This is a genomic window from Shimia sediminis (genome assembly GCF_003990645.1).
GTDB classification, from domain to species: Bacteria; Pseudomonadota; Alphaproteobacteria; order Rhodobacterales; family Rhodobacteraceae; genus Shimia; species Shimia sediminis.
In genome coordinates this window covers 821,182-834,898 of sequence record NZ_RYZK01000001.1, presented here as the reverse complement: position 1 = coordinate 834,898, position 13,717 = coordinate 821,182, and the positions used below count along the sequence as shown (strand labels likewise).

The window sequence follows — 13,717 nt, the reverse complement described above, 5'->3', positions numbered from 1 at the left end:
TCAGACCATCATTTCCTTGGTCGCGGTCAGTTTGACGTCGGGATAATCCCGGTCAACACGGTCGATATCCCATTGCAGACGGGTCAGGTAAACCACGTCTCCGTCATGGTCGTAGGAGATATGTTGTTTGTTGGAATTTACAAACTTATCAACCGCTTGTTGGCTGCCGCTCACCCAGCGTGCGCTGGTGAACTGGCTTTGCTCAAAGCGCACCGGCAGGCCGTACTCCATCTCAATCCGGCTGGCGAGCACTTCGAATTGCAACTGGCCGACAACGCCGACGATAAAGCCGGACCCGATCATCGGTTTGAAGACCTTGGCAGCGCCTTCCTCGGCGAACTGCATCAGGGCTTTTTCCAGATGCTTGGCCTTCATCGGGTCGCCTGCGCGAATGCCTTGCAACAGTTCCGGCGCAAACGAGGGGATGCCGGTGACGCGCAAGGCTTCGCCTTCGGTGAGGGTATCGCCGATGCGCAGCTGACCGTGGTTCGGGATGCCGATGATGTCGCCTGCCCAGGCCTCTTCGGCCAGTTCGCGATCAGAGGCGAGGAACAGCACCGGGTTGGAGATCGCCATCGGTTTTTTCGAGCGCACGTGGGTCAGTTTCATGCCGCGTTTGAAATGGCCCGAGGCCATGCGCACAAAGGCGACGCGGTCACGGTGTTTCGGGTCCATGTTGGCCTGAACCTTGAACACGAAACCCGAAACTTTTGTTTCCTCCGGGGCGATCTTGCGCGGTTGTGCGCTTTGGACTTGGGGTTCCGGGCCAAAGTCGCCGATCCCGGTCATCAGTTCCTGCACACCAAACGAGTTGATGGCCGAGCCGAACCAGATCGGTGTCATATGCCCTTCGAGCACCGCCTGGGGGTCGAGTTTGGGCAGCAGCTCGCGTGCCATTTCGACCTCTTCCAGGAATTGCTCGAGCAGGTGGGCGGGTACGTGTTCGGCCAGCTTGGGGTCGTCCAGGCCTTTGATTTCAATAGATTCCGAGATCACGTTACGGTCGGCGCGATCCATCAGCTCGAGCCGGTCGTTCAGAAGGTCGTAACACCCCATGAACTCGCGCCCCACGCCAATCGGCCAGGAGGCGGGTGTGACGTCGATGGCGAGGTTTTCCTGAATCTCGTCGATGATTTCAAAGGTATCGCGGCTTTCGCGGTCCATCTTGTTACAGAAGGTCAGGATCGGCAGGTCGCGCAGGCGGCAAACCTCGAACAGCTTCTGGGTCTGGCTCTCAACGCCCTTGGCGCCGTCGATCACCATCACGGCAGCGTCCACGGCGGTGAGCGTGCGATAGGTGTCTTCGGAAAAGTCCGAGTGGCCGGGCGTGTCGACCAGGTTGTAGCGGTAGGGGCCAAAATCAAAGGACATGGCCGAGGCCGAGACCGAAATTCCGCGATCTTTTTCCATCTGCATGAAGTCCGAGCGCGTACGCCGGGCTTCGCCCTTGGCGCGCACCTGTCCGGCCATCTGGATGGCGCCGCCATAGAGGAGGAATTTCTCGGTCAGCGTCGTCTTGCCGGCGTCCGGGTGCGAAATGATCGCAAAAGTGCGGCGACGGGCAATTTCCGGCGGCAGATCAGGGCGGTTTGGGGTCACGTCTAACATGTGGGCCATATAGTCGGGCCGCGGCCCGGGCGCAATACTGAGATGGGTCGGAGGGGCCAGCCCCTCTTGGCCCTGAAGGGCCAATTCACCCCGGGATATTTTTGGCCAAAAGAAGCAGGGATTACTTGGACGAGGCGCGACGCAGCAGTTCAACCGCGTCCGGGCGGTCGAGCAGGGTTTCATTGACCTCGTAGGCCTGGTGGCGCGGGGGCGCGTTGTGGCCTTGTTTCGGGCGCGCAAGCTCTTGTTTGACGTCCTCGGGCAACACCGGCCGTGTGCGTTGGTCGGCCTGCATGGTTTCGGCCGAGATGCCTTCGGCAAAGATGATCTGGTGGGTGTCGAACAACAGCTGGAAATAGTCGACATAGCCGCCCTCGGCGACTTTGACAGTCTCGCCGTTGACAAGGTGGCGCGCCCGGACGAGCAGTTCCGAGCGGCCCGCGCCAATGTGGTCGTGGCGCTGGTAGATGAACAGGCGGTGATCGGGGCTGACGGTGAGGTCGCCCGCGTTGTTGAGGGTGCCGGCCTTGATGCGGATCGGGGCAAATTCGCCCGAGGCCCGCATGGTCAGGTGGCCGATCCAGCGGATTTCCTGGGGGCCATCATCACGTGTCAGTACGCGGTCGCCTGCCTGCAGGTGTTCCACCGCCCGCTGTTCGCCGGTGGCAAGCGTGATGCGGGTGCCGCGGGTGAAGCTGACACAGGCCATCTGGGCCATGCGCAGGCGGGCCGCATTTTTGTCAATGCCCACAAGGGAATAGGGCAGCTTTTCACTGATCGGGCTGAGCGGCGCGGCATAGATCTGGACCACGTGGCCCTCTGTGTCGACTTCGACCAGAACGAGGATTTCAATGGTTTCGCCTGTGGGTGGCATGACCGTCAGAACGCTGTCAGCAACAAGCCTGGCGCCGGGGTGGCCAAGCAGGCTCTCGGGGCTGACATGATAGGCGTCTTTTTCCCCGACATGGATCGACAGGCTTTGCAGCATGGCGCCAAAGGTCAGCTCGTAAACGTCATCCGGCACCAGTTCGTCGGCAAAGGACAGGGTGTCGCCCAGATTTGCGCCATCGGTGACCCGCAAAAGCTCGGCCCGGTAAACCGGCAGCCGTTGAGAGGGCAGGGACAAGGCGTGTTGGGTCTGGGACATCTGCTCAATTTCGCGCTTTTACGGGCTTTGTTCAAGCATTGCCTTGAGATTGTGGCGCTTTGTGGCCCGGCGCCCGGCAATTTGCTGGCCCTTGCCGGGAAATGTGATTTACATGGTCGCAATTCAACGAACAGGGAGTGAGATCATGGATCTGGGGATCAAGGGAAAGCGCGCATTGGTCTGTGCATCATCCAAAGGCTTGGGGCTGGCCTGCGCCACGGCCTTGGCCGAAGCCGGTGTGAATCTGGTGATGAATGCCCGCGGGGCCGAAGCACTGGAAGCTGCTGCGCAGGATTTGCGCGACCGTTTCGGCGTTGAGGTGGCAACGGTGGCGGTGGATGTGACCACGCCTGAAGGCCAATCCAAGCTGATCGAAGCGGCGCAGGGTGTTGATATTCTTGTCAATAACGCAGGTGGCCCACCTCCGGGGATGTGGACGGACTGGGATCGGGACGACTTTGTCGCGGCGCTGGATGCCAACATGCTGACCCCCATTGCGCTGATCAAGGCGCTGGTGCCCGGGATGATTGAAAAGAGATGGGGGCGCGTGGTGAACATCACCTCGCAATCCGTAAAGGCGCCGATCGCGGTATTGGGGCTGTCGAATTCTGCACGGGCCGGGTTGACCGGCTATGTGGCGGGCACCTCGCGGCAGGTCGCGCCGCATGGGGTTTGTATCAACAATCTGCTTCCGGGCAGCCATGCCACCGATCGGATTGACGCGTTGGACAGGGGCACCTCGCAAAACCAGGGCATCAGTTTTGAAGAGGCGCGTGCGGCGCGGCAGGCAACGATCCCCGCAGGACGGGACGGGAATCCACGTGACTTTGGTGCGACCTGCGCCTTTATGTGCTCGCAATATGCCAGTTTCATGGTGGGGCAGAACGTGCTGCTGGATGGTGGCAACGTCAACGCCACGCTCTGAGAATGGCGCAAGGGTTTTCGTTGAAAGATCAGCTATTTAACGCTGATTCCTTAAGTGATTTGGCGGCCGAATACGCGACCGCCATTGCTGGGTTTGACGGCGAGGGGTTTCACCGCGAGGTGGTGGCCGGTCTTGACGGGCGCGAGCTGCTGGAGCGACTGGAGTGGATCGCGGATTGCGTTGCGGCGCGGTTGGCTCCGGACTTCGTCGAGATGGCAGAACAGCTTGAGGCCGCAATGCCTGCGCCGCTTGATCCCGGGCTGAGGGACGATGATTTTGGCCGGTTCATCCACGCGGTGCCGGGTATTCTGGCCGTGCGGCATGGGCTGGAGGCGCATCGAGAGCGGGCGCTGGAGCTGCTCTATGCGGCGACCCAGCGGTTTTCCATGGAGTTCTACATCCGCCCGTTTTTGAACCGTTGGCCAGAAGAGACCCTTGCGCGGCTCGAGGCGTGGGCCGGGGATGGCAACTATCACGTTCGGCGGCTGGTCAGCGAGGGCACGCGCCCGAAACTGCCCTGGGCCAAGGCCATCACCATGGATCCGATGCGGGCCTTGCCATTGCTGGATAGGCTGCATGCGGATCCGACGCGCTATGTGACGCGTTCGGTTGCCAATCACCTGAATGACATTGCCAAGATTGATCCCGAGGCCGTGGTGGCGCGGCTGGGGGAGTGGCACCAAGAGGGGCGGCAGGCGCAGAAAGAGCTGGACTGGATGACCCGGCATGCGTTGCGGACGCTTGTGAAACAGGGGCACGCCGGGGCGCTGGAGTTGTTGGGATACCGGGCGGATGCGCCTGTGCGGGTGGCATCTTTCACCCTTGTCCGTGAAAGCGTGGCCATTGGTGATGCGCTGGAGTTTGAAGTCGCTCTGGACGCGGATGCGGAAACGCCTGTTATCGTGGATTACGTGTTGAGCTTTCATCGCCCAAGCGGCAAACCCGGTCGTAAGGTTTTCAAGCTGAAACAAGGGGTTGTGACGGATCGTGAAAGCCTGAAGATGCGCAAACGCCACGTGCTGAAAGGCAATGCGACGACGTTCAGGCTGCATCCCGGACCACATAGCGTGGCGGTGCAAGTCAATGGTCGGATTCTGGCGGAACGCCGTTTTGACGTTCTTGACCCGGCATGAGAGGCAATTCGCCCCGGCGCTGTCTCTTGCAGCATCGTGGGGGGGCTGGTAAGGGTTTTTCAATTCCGATGGTTTTCATTGGGCATTCGCGCGAGGCTTAAGTGACGGCAACTCCTCCCCGGCTTGAAATCCGGCATCTGAAGCGGCGATTTGGTGACCGCGACGTGGTCAATGACGTCTCGCTGATGATCCAGCCGGGGCATGTGACCTGTCTGTTGGGACCCTCGGGCTGTGGCAAGTCGACCACGCTGCGCATGATCGCCGGGGTCGAGATGCAGGATTCCGGTGAGATCTATGTCGATGGCAAGCTGATCTGTGACACGGTGTTCCGTGTTCCGCCTGAGCGTCGCCACATCGGGCTGATGTTTCAGGATTTTGCGCTGTTTCCGCATATGACCGTGGCCGACAACGTGGCCTTTGGGCTTAAGGACACGCGCGAGGCCAAGCGCGCGCGGGTCGAAGAGCTGCTGGACAAGGTGGGTCTGATCTGGGCCGTGGATGAGTATCCGCACGTCCTGTCGGGTGGCGAGCAACAACGGATCGCTCTGGCCCGTGCGCTGGCGCCGCGTCCGCGCATCATGCTGATGGACGAGCCGTTCTCGGGGCTGGACAACCGTCTGCGCGACGATATCCGCGATGAGACGTTGAGCGTGTTGAAGGAAGAAGACACCGCGGTTTTGCTGGTGACGCATGAGCCGGAAGAGGCGATGCGCATGGCGGATGAAATCGCGCTGATGCGTGACGGCAAGATTGTGCAGCAAGGTGCGCCTTACAATATTTACAACGCGCCTGTGGACAAGGCTGCGGTTGGATTTTTCAGCGATATCAATGTGATCCGGGGCAAAAGTAAAGGTGCGCTCACAGAGACCCCCTTTGGGCAGTTCCTGACGCCAGGCCTGCAGGATGGGGAAGATGTGGACATCGTGATCCGCCCGCAGCATCTGAAACTGGACTTTGATCGCGGCGGCAAAGGGCCGAACCCGACCGCCACAGACGGTGTGGCGGCGCGCGGCGTCGTCGAGCGCGCGCGTTTCATGGGGTACGAAAGCCTTGTCGAGTTCCGCATGGATTATGACGGCTCGACACTGAAGGCGACCGTGCCCAACGTGTTCCTGCCGGCTGAAGGGACCCCCTTGTGGCTGACAATTCGGCGGGATCGGTGTTTTGTCTTTCCGGCGACGGAATAGCGGTTACATCCCGAAATCTGCCCATATCTCGTTGATGCAGGTGTCTTGCCATTTGCTGCCCGGATAGACGCTGTCAATGCGGATCAGGACCCGGTCGAGCGGGGCGATGGGCGTGGGCATGTCGATCCCCTGTTCGATGCCATGATCTTCGAGCCGATGCTGAAAAGCGGTATAGTCTGAATCGGCGGCCCCCTGACGCCACACAGCGATGGTGACATCCCTGACGCGCCCATTTGCGCTGAACGATGTGGAAGATTTGGTATAGCCATTTGAAATCCAAAGGCTGTGCAGCGGAGCGGCATTGTCCCACTCAAGGGCAATCAACTCGCCAACGCCGTTGCCTTTGACACCTTCACACCATGCGGTGCGGTCGTCGTCATCGCTGATGGATTTTGCGTCATAGCGATTGCCTGACTGCGGGGAGAGAAAGGAGCTGACGCAAAGGGTTTCGCGGTCGTAGGCCTGAGTGGCCCCATAACTGCGACATTCAGGTTCATCAGCGAGCGCAGGGCTGGCGAGCAGGCCAGCCAGAATGAAAAAACGCGCGGTTTTCATGAGATCCTCCGGGTTATTAATGTCAGGTTTAGCATTTCAGGGGGGCACCGGCCTTGATACGTGTCACCGTTTGCGTGTCATTGTGCAGTAGGGTCGTAATCCTCGAGGCGCTTGCCGGGTTCGTCAACGAACAACCCCGGCAGGATCGCGACGACCTGCATCTGATCGGCACGTAAGGTGACAAAGCTGTCGTCAGTATCGCTCCAGACCAGACAGGTCCAGATGCGGCCCCAGTAGTCGAGTTTCAGGGGGCGAACATCAAGGACAGCCGCGTTCTGCATTGTCACACGCAGTTTCTGGCGGTTGCGAATGGCGCTGCGCAGGGTGCCGAGGAACTTGAAACCATGGGCGGCGTCGGCAAAGGGATAGACCGCGAAACCAAAGCTTTTGGGCGCGCCGTGGCGATCCTCGGGGAGGACGGCGTCGATCTTGGCGCTGAGCGTTTCGGCGGCGTCCTTGAGGTCGCCATCAACGCCGTTGCCCACGGCCGCCAGCCCCAGATGCAGCGCCTCTAGCTCTGTCTCGGTCAGGTTCAGGGGGGGCAGGGTAATGGCGGCGCGCGCCGAATAGCCGACACCGCGTTCGCCTTCGACCGGGACACCGCTGGCGGCAAGTGTATCCATGTCACGATAGATAGTGCGCACAGAGACGCCAAGATTGCGGGCCATGTCCTCTGCGCGGTGCAGGCGACCGTCCTTGAGAATCTGAATCAGGTCATAGAGCCGGTCCGAGCGTTTCATGGGTGATTCTCCTAAGGATTTCCCTTATTACTGACAAAAACCTGTCAACTGACAAGCTGTTGACAAAACTCTTGCCAAAAACCGCTCAAAAACCGCCATACCGGGCGGATTTGGCACTTTTCGTTCCGGCGGCGAAGTTTTAACTATGTCGGGTCATTTACCGGAGGCGGACACTCCCGCCCCGATGCATAGGAGAAAACCCATGGGTATCGGAAATATCGGCCTTCCTGGCCTTCTGTTGATCGCAGTTGTTGTGCTGGTGCTGTTTGGCCGCGGCAAAATCTCGGGCCTGATGGGCGAAGTGGGCAAAGGCATCACCTCGTTCAAAAAGGGCATCAAGGAAGGGGAGGACCAGCTGGAGCAGGACGTTGCTGATGCGGCCAAGGACATCACCCCCGAAGAAGACAAAGACAAAGTCTGAGACGGGGTCTGACGCGCCATGTTTGATCTCGGTATGACCGAGCTCCTGGTGATCGGCGTTGTTGCGCTGATTGTCGTGGGGCCCAAGGATTTGCCCGTATTGTTCCGGCAGGTCGGCCAGTTTGTCGGCAAGGCCAAAGGGATGGCGCGCGAGTTCTCAAGCGCCATGAACCAGGCGGCGGATCAGGCGGGCGTCAAGGATGTGACGGACACGCTGAAAAGTGCAGGCGACGTCTATGCCAAGGCGGCAAACCCGGTTGCGGCGACGCGCAGTGCGGCCAATGACGCGCTGAAGTCTGTCACCGATCTGGGCATTGATCCAACCAGCAACACTGGCAAGCTCGCCAAAGAGCGCGCGGACAACGCCAAGAAGATCCAGGACGCCACCGCCAAGAAGGCACAGGAGCGCCTGGAGGCCGAGGCCGAAGCGGCGGAAAAAGTGGCAGCCGAGGCCCGGGCACGGGCCGAGTCGGCGCGCAAGTTCGACGCGACTGCAAATACGGCCCCCTCTGAGGACAAAGAATGAGCAACACCGACGAGATCGAAGACAGCTCGGCCCCGTTGATTGAGCATCTGGCAGAGCTGCGCACGCGGCTTATCCGCTCGGTCCTGGCGCTGATTGTCGGGATCACCATTTGCTTTATCCCCATCGGTGGGGACTTTATCGCGGTGCATATCCTGAATTTCCTGCTGGCCCCGATCGAGGCGTCGCTGCGGGCACTGGGTGATCCCTCTCCGACACTGCAATACACGTCGCCGCAAGAGTACCTGTTCACGCTGTTCCGGATTTCGATGGTCTTTGGGTTCGCCATGGCCTTTCCGTATATCGCCATGCAGATGTGGCGTTTTGTGGCGCCGGGGCTTTACAAGAACGAAAAAGGCGCGTTCCTGCCGTTTCTGGTCGCGTCGCCGTTCATGTTCCTGCTTGGGGCATCGTTTGCGCATTTTGTCGTGACCCCCCTGGCAATGTCGTTTTTCCTGGGCTTTGCCGACGTCAGCTCGATTTTTGCCAACCTCCTGTCCGAGGCGAGCCCGGAGGTGCCGGGCGAGGTTGTGGCCGTGCCGGAGACGCAGGAAGGCATCAAGGTCACCTTTTTCGGCAAGGTGAATGAAAGCCTGGATATCACGCTGAAATTCATCATGGCGTTTGGTCTGTGTTTCCAGTTGCCCGTATTGCTCACCCTGATGGGCAAGGCCGGCCTCGTGTCAGCTCGCGGTCTGGGCAGCGTGCGCAAATACGCCATGGTTGCCATTCTGGTGCTGGCGGCCCTGGTTACCCCGCCGGATGTTGTGACCCAGCTGATCCTCTTCACCGTGGTTTATGGTCTTTATGAGGTGTCGATCTTCCTGGTGCACCGCGTCGAGAAGAAGCGCGAAGCCAAGCTGCGGGCCGAGGGCGTCTGGTTTGAAGACGACGAAGAAGAGGCCGATGATCCGCTGATGAAAGAATTCGACGAAGAGGACGAGGACAACGCCAAGTCCTGATCTACATCGTCGTTAGATCAAACGCGCCGGGCCCAGGGTCTGGCGCGTTTTCTTATGGGGGGGCTTGTTCAGGGACGGCGAACATGGTTTGAACCTGTCCCGAACGATTGGAGTGTCTCATGGACCAGGACAAGCTGACCCGCATTGCTGACGCGCTGGAGCGCATGTCGCCTGCGCCGCTGAAAGCCCCGGATTTTGCCGCGGCAGACGCGTTCGTGTGGCATGTGGAACCGGATCGGCTGGAGCCGGTGGCCAAGGTCAACCGCGTGGACCTTTCGCTGTTGATTGGTGTCGATCGTTCGCGCAACACGCTGTTGGAAAACACGGCGCAGTTTGCCCGCGGATTGCCTGCCAACAACGCCCTCTTGTGGGGGGCACGGGGCATGGGGAAATCCTCGCTCGTGAAGGCGGTTCATGCGGAGGTGCTGCAACAGGGATTGCCGCTGAAGATCGTGGAATTGCAGCGGGAGGACCTGCCGAGTGTTGCACGGTTATTGAATCTGCTGCGGGGACGCGAAGAGAGGTTCCTGTTGTTCTGCGATGATCTGTCGTTCAGCCACGATGACCAGCATTACAAGTCGCTCAAGGCCGTGTTGGATGGCGGGATCGAAGGGCGCCCCGAAAACGTGGTGTTTTACGCCACTTCGAACCGGCGCCACCTGATGCCGCGCGACATGATCGAAAACGAGCGGTCTAGCGCCATCAACCCATCCGAAGCGGTTGAGGAAAAGGTGTCGCTGTCGGATCGTTTCGGCCTGTGGCTCGGTTTCCATCCCTGTTCGCAGGACGAATACCTCGATATGATCCGGGGCTATTGTGCCGCCTATGGGGTCGAGATCGACGAGGACACGCTCTGGGCCGAAGCCATCGAATGGCAGGCCACGCGCGGCGCGCGCTCGGGCCGGGTGGCGTGGCAGTATTTCATCGATTTGGCGGGACGACGGGGCGTGAAGCTTAGCTAAGCTGCGCGCGCTGTCCCACGTCACTGCAGATAGGGGATCGGATCGACCGAGTCGAAGCCCTTGCGCACCTCGAAATGTACGAAACTGTCACCCGAGGGCACCTTGGCAATCGATTGCCCGCGCTTGACGTTGGCACCCTTTTTCACGCTGACCGCATCGACGTTGTAATAAACTGTCATCAGATTGTTGTCGTGACGCAGCACGACGATCTTGACGTTGTCCGCATCCGTGGTGATTGCGGCCACCTTGCCACCCGAGGCGGCCTTGACCGGGCTGCCAGCGGGGGCGGAAATGTCGATGCCGTTGTTCTTGCCCTTGGAATAGGGGCGAATAATGCTGCCTTTAACAGGATAGTCCATGCGCGCCTTGGAGGTCTGGGTTTCCCCCATATCCGGTGAGGCAGGCTTGGTCACCTCGGCCTCGGGTTCGGGCAGGGGTTTGTTGGCGCTTGGCGGGGTTGGGGTTGGTGTGCCCTGTCCCGGTGCCGTTGTGGCAGCGGCTGCAGCGGTTGCGGCGGTGGAGCCGCCGGATTTTTTCGTGCTGGCCGGTGGGATCAGCAGGATCTGGTTTTCACGGATCGTATACGAGCTGTCGAGCCCATTCCATTCCGACAGGGCGCGTGGTGTCACGTTGTAGAGCCGCGAGATGGTAAAGGCAGTCTCGCCGCGTTTCACCTTGTGGCGAATGGGTTCAAGCCCGGTTTCCCCTTTGGGCGCGTTCTTGGGCGCAGGTTGCAACGGTTCGCTGTCCACACGAGAGGTCGCGGCAGAACTGTCGTCGATGGCGTTGCCTGCAAGGGCGGTGATGTCCACGTTCGAGGGCGGCGTGACGACGCCGGTGCCACCGGTTGCGGCTGAGGGTTCGGCGACGCGATAGGGCAGGGCAATGACTTCGCCCTGGCGCAGCGTGTCGTCGGGGCGGATGCCGTTGTATCCGGCCAGGTCTGCCACCGGCATATCGATGCGGGTGGCCACGTCTGTCAGAGTGTCCCCCCGGCGGGCAATCGCGACCTGGTAGTTCGGGTAAGAGATGATGCCGCGTTTGTCGGGCCGCGGGCGTTCGGCGGTCGCGTTTTGTGCCGCTGTCGTGGTGTCCAGCGTGCTGCCAAAGCCACCGCGCATGTCATAGTCCAGCCCATCCTCGCAGGCCGCAAGCGCGCCGAGGGCAACGCTGGCCATGAGAATGCGCACCGATGTCCGAGCCAAAACCGGGAATGCCATCTCGAAATCCTCAATTGCCACCCTGCTGCAACACGCAAGTGGTGGCTTGTCATTACTCTTTACCAGGAACCGGGCGTTTTCGCCTCTTCTGAGGCAGGGTATGCCCCAGATCAGCTGTCCGGCGCAAGCCCCTCGACCAATGGCACAAAGCGCACGGGCCGCATCTCGTCATAGTCAAAGCCCGCTTCGTGGCGGCGCACCCGGATCAGGCTTTGCACCGAATCCGACTGTCCGACAGGGACAACCATGATGCCGCCAACCTTCAATTGTTGAAGAAGCGGACCCGGAGGGTCTTCGGCAGCGGCGGTCACGATGATCCGATCAAAGGGGGCCTGATCCGGCAGGCCAAAGCTGCCGTCCGACGAAAAAGCCGTGATATTGGCAAGATCCATGGCCTCGAAAATGGCGCGGGCCTCGCGCACCAGTCGCTTGTGGCGATCAACCGTGTAGACCCGGCGCGCCAGCTGGCTGAGGATCGCCGCCTGATAGCCCGAGCCAGTGCCCACCTCGAGCACCTTGTCGCGCGGGCTGACGTCCAGGGCCTGCGTCATCAGGCCCACCACGGAAGGCTGCGAGATTGTCTGGCCGCAGGCGATGGGCAGCGGCGTGTCCTCATAGGCGCGCTCGGAAAACAGACCGCGCACGAAAGGTCCCCTGTCGATCCGTTCCATCGCCGTCAGCACAGCCTGATCGGTCACGCCCTTAGAGCGCAGCGCGAACAGGAACTGCATCTTGCGTTGGGCGAGGGCGGCAGGATCGGTCATTCGATGGCTTTCAACGCGTCCAGCGTGTCATGGGCGGTGAGGTCGGCGCGCATGGGCGTGACCGAGATATAGCCATCAAGGTTGGCCGCCGCGTCCGATCCCGGTTCGGTCATGATGCGCTGGTTGCCGCCCTTGATCCACAGGAACCGACGGCCCGAGGGCGAATTGTGCGGCTCGACACTGAAACAGGTGCCACGGCGAAAGCCCTGGGTCGCAACCTTGATGCCCTTGACGTTGTTGGCCAGCACAGGCGGAAAATTCACGTTGTAGAACAGGCGATAATCGGCGCTTTCTTGCGGGGTGGCGTCGAGGATCTTGCGAATGGTCTCGGCCCCATGCTGCGAGGCCGCTTCGAACGGGTCGTCGATGTCATAGTTTTCCGGGCCGAGATACTGGCTGAGGGCGATCGAGGGCACCCCCTGCAAGGCGCCTTCCAGTGCGGCGCCGATGGTGCCGGAGTAAAGCGTGTTTTCAGCCGAGTTGTTGCCGCGGTTCACGCCGGACAGGATCAGGTCGGGGGGCGTGTCTTTCATCACGTCGTGGATGCCGACCAGCACGCAATCCGCAGGGCTGCCTTCGGTGGCAAAGCGGCGTTCTCCCATTTTGGAGACCATCATCGGGTGCGTATAGCTGATGCAATGGCCAACGCCGGATTGCTCAAAAGCCGGGGCAACGGTCCAGACCTCGTCCGCATCCCCTGCGATCTTGGTTGCGATGGTGTGCAGGACCGCAAGGCCGGGGGCATTTATGCCGTCGTCATTGGTGATGAGAATGCGCATATGTTTTTGCCCCTGAAACTGCCCCGAAATGCTCTTAGGTTGTGTCTAAGCGAGCAACGGGGGCGGGGCAAGCTCTGGGTGGGTGAGAGTTCAGGTTCCATGAACCGGCCGACGTGCAAGGTAGCCACAGCTGGTTCGCGATGGGGGGCCTTTGGCATGTGGGTGGACGTGGATGTCCTCAAAGCCTTGCTCTTCGAGAAAGTGGCACACGGTGTTCGGTTGGTAAGCGGCATGTCCCCACCGCAGGCGCACCAGCGCAGTGCACCAATGAGGACGCGACACGGCAAGCACCAATTGCCCACCCGGGCGGATAAGACGTTTCAACCATGCAATCTGAGACTGTGGGTCGGACCCGTGTTCGATGGCGTGAGCGCAGGAAACACGGTCATAGGCGGACGAGGGAAGGCGTGCCCTGCCAATCAGCCCGGTAAAGCAGTTGCGTACTTGGGGAAGTGCGGCTTTGGCTGCCCGCAACATTTCCTCGGACATGTCCATGAGGTCAATTTCTGCGTGTTGGCGCAGCGCTTGCATCATCGCCAGGCCCATCGCACCGGACCCTGTTCCTACGTCAAGCAATGTTTCGCCGTGGCGGCTTGGCTCACGCGCGACGGCCTGTTCTGCAAGAGCCGCGTAGGCCGCCGGATAGCCAAGCCCGGCGATACCTTTTTGCCAATTGGCCGCAGCCGCGTCATAGGCACCTGCCAGACGTTCCGATTGTGTGATCCTGCGGTAAAACGCGAAATGGCGCATGGCGTGAGCCTCCTTGCCTGAAATCAAGGCTAGGTCAGCGGG

15 protein-coding genes are annotated in these 13,717 nt (G+C 60.6%); 7 read left to right on the top strand and 8 right to left on the bottom strand.

The window, feature by feature from the left end; translation table 11 throughout:
- Entirely contained in the window at window positions 1-1,608 is a 1,608-nt protein-coding gene (locus tag EK369_RS04245) for a peptide chain release factor 3 (RefSeq protein ID WP_127112412.1), read from the bottom strand.
- A 121-nt stretch (window positions 1,609-1,729) separates the two neighbouring features.
- On the bottom strand, window positions 1,730-2,755 hold the full coding sequence (locus EK369_RS04240) for a Hint domain-containing protein (RefSeq protein ID WP_127112411.1): 1,026 nt from the start codon (window positions 2,753-2,755) through the stop codon (window positions 1,730-1,732).
- A 145-nt stretch (window positions 2,756-2,900) separates the two neighbouring features.
- Between EK369_RS04240 and EK369_RS04235 the strand changes: the two genes are divergently transcribed.
- The 3 genes from EK369_RS04235 to EK369_RS04225 all read left to right on the top strand — a co-directional run bounded on the left by EK369_RS04235 (window position 2,901) and on the right by EK369_RS04225 (window position 6,000).
- Complete coding sequence (locus tag EK369_RS04235) at window positions 2,901-3,680, top strand: SDR family oxidoreductase (protein WP_127112410.1); 780 nt, start codon at window positions 2,901-2,903, stop codon at window positions 3,678-3,680.
- Between the two features lie 20 nt (window positions 3,681-3,700).
- Complete coding sequence (locus tag EK369_RS04230; protein ID WP_306461201.1) at window positions 3,701-4,813, top strand: YhaZ family DNA alkylation repair protein; 1,113 nt, start codon at window positions 3,701-3,703, stop codon at window positions 4,811-4,813.
- A 101-nt stretch (window positions 4,814-4,914) separates the two neighbouring features.
- A complete protein-coding gene (locus tag EK369_RS04225) occupies window positions 4,915-6,000 on the top strand; it encodes an ABC transporter ATP-binding protein (protein WP_127112408.1) in 1,086 nt (361 codons plus the stop codon).
- A gap of 3 nt (window positions 6,001-6,003) precedes the next feature.
- On the opposite strand, the gene EK369_RS04220 is transcribed toward EK369_RS04225, so the two are convergent.
- The gene (locus EK369_RS04220) at window positions 6,004-6,555 is read right to left on the bottom strand and encodes an NADase-type glycan-binding domain-containing protein (RefSeq protein WP_127112407.1); all 552 of its coding nucleotides are present in this window, start codon (window positions 6,553-6,555) and stop codon (window positions 6,004-6,006) included.
- A gap of 77 nt (window positions 6,556-6,632) precedes the next feature.
- On the bottom strand, window positions 6,633-7,295 hold the full coding sequence (locus EK369_RS04215) for a helix-turn-helix transcriptional regulator (RefSeq protein ID WP_127112406.1): 663 nt from the start codon (window positions 7,293-7,295) through the stop codon (window positions 6,633-6,635).
- Between the two features lie 202 nt (window positions 7,296-7,497).
- Between EK369_RS04215 and EK369_RS04210 the strand changes: the two genes are divergently transcribed.
- The 4 genes from EK369_RS04210 to EK369_RS04195 all read left to right on the top strand — a co-directional run bounded on the left by EK369_RS04210 (window position 7,498) and on the right by EK369_RS04195 (window position 10,162).
- Entirely contained in the window at window positions 7,498-7,716 is a 219-nt protein-coding gene (locus EK369_RS04210) for a twin-arginine translocase TatA/TatE family subunit (RefSeq protein ID WP_127112405.1), read from the top strand.
- Window positions 7,717-7,734: 18 nt separating this feature from the next.
- Window positions 7,735-8,241, top strand: coding sequence for a Sec-independent protein translocase protein TatB (gene tatB, locus EK369_RS04205; protein WP_127112404.1), 507 nt, complete (start codon window positions 7,735-7,737; stop codon window positions 8,239-8,241).
- On the top strand, window positions 8,238-9,200 hold the full coding sequence (tatC, locus tag EK369_RS04200; RefSeq protein WP_127112403.1) for a twin-arginine translocase subunit TatC: 963 nt from the start codon (window positions 8,238-8,240) through the stop codon (window positions 9,198-9,200). Before tatB ends, tatC begins: the two co-directional genes overlap by 4 nt.
- A 119-nt stretch (window positions 9,201-9,319) precedes the next feature.
- Window positions 9,320-10,162 carry an ATP-binding protein gene (locus EK369_RS04195; protein WP_127112402.1) on the top strand — a complete coding sequence of 281 codons (843 nt, stop codon included), beginning with the start codon at window positions 9,320-9,322 and terminating at the stop codon, window positions 10,160-10,162.
- A 20-nt stretch (window positions 10,163-10,182) separates the two neighbouring features.
- On the opposite strand, the gene EK369_RS04190 is transcribed toward EK369_RS04195, so the two are convergent.
- The 4 genes from EK369_RS04190 to EK369_RS04175 form a co-directional block, all read right to left on the bottom strand.
- Entirely contained in the window at window positions 10,183-11,382 is a 1,200-nt protein-coding gene (locus EK369_RS04190; RefSeq protein ID WP_127112401.1) for a peptidoglycan DD-metalloendopeptidase family protein, read from the bottom strand.
- A gap of 110 nt (window positions 11,383-11,492) precedes the next feature.
- Complete coding sequence (locus EK369_RS04185) at window positions 11,493-12,146, bottom strand: protein-L-isoaspartate(D-aspartate) O-methyltransferase (protein ID WP_127112400.1); 654 nt, start codon at window positions 12,144-12,146, stop codon at window positions 11,493-11,495.
- A complete protein-coding gene (gene surE, locus EK369_RS04180; protein WP_127112399.1) occupies window positions 12,143-12,925 on the bottom strand; it encodes a 5'/3'-nucleotidase SurE in 783 nt (260 codons plus the stop codon). The genes EK369_RS04185 and surE overlap by 4 nt, the downstream gene beginning before the upstream one ends.
- Before the next feature lie 90 nt (window positions 12,926-13,015).
- The gene (locus tag EK369_RS04175; protein WP_127112398.1) at window positions 13,016-13,675 is read right to left on the bottom strand and encodes a class I SAM-dependent methyltransferase; all 660 of its coding nucleotides are present in this window, start codon (window positions 13,673-13,675) and stop codon (window positions 13,016-13,018) included.
- Window positions 13,676-13,717 lie beyond the last annotated feature (42 nt).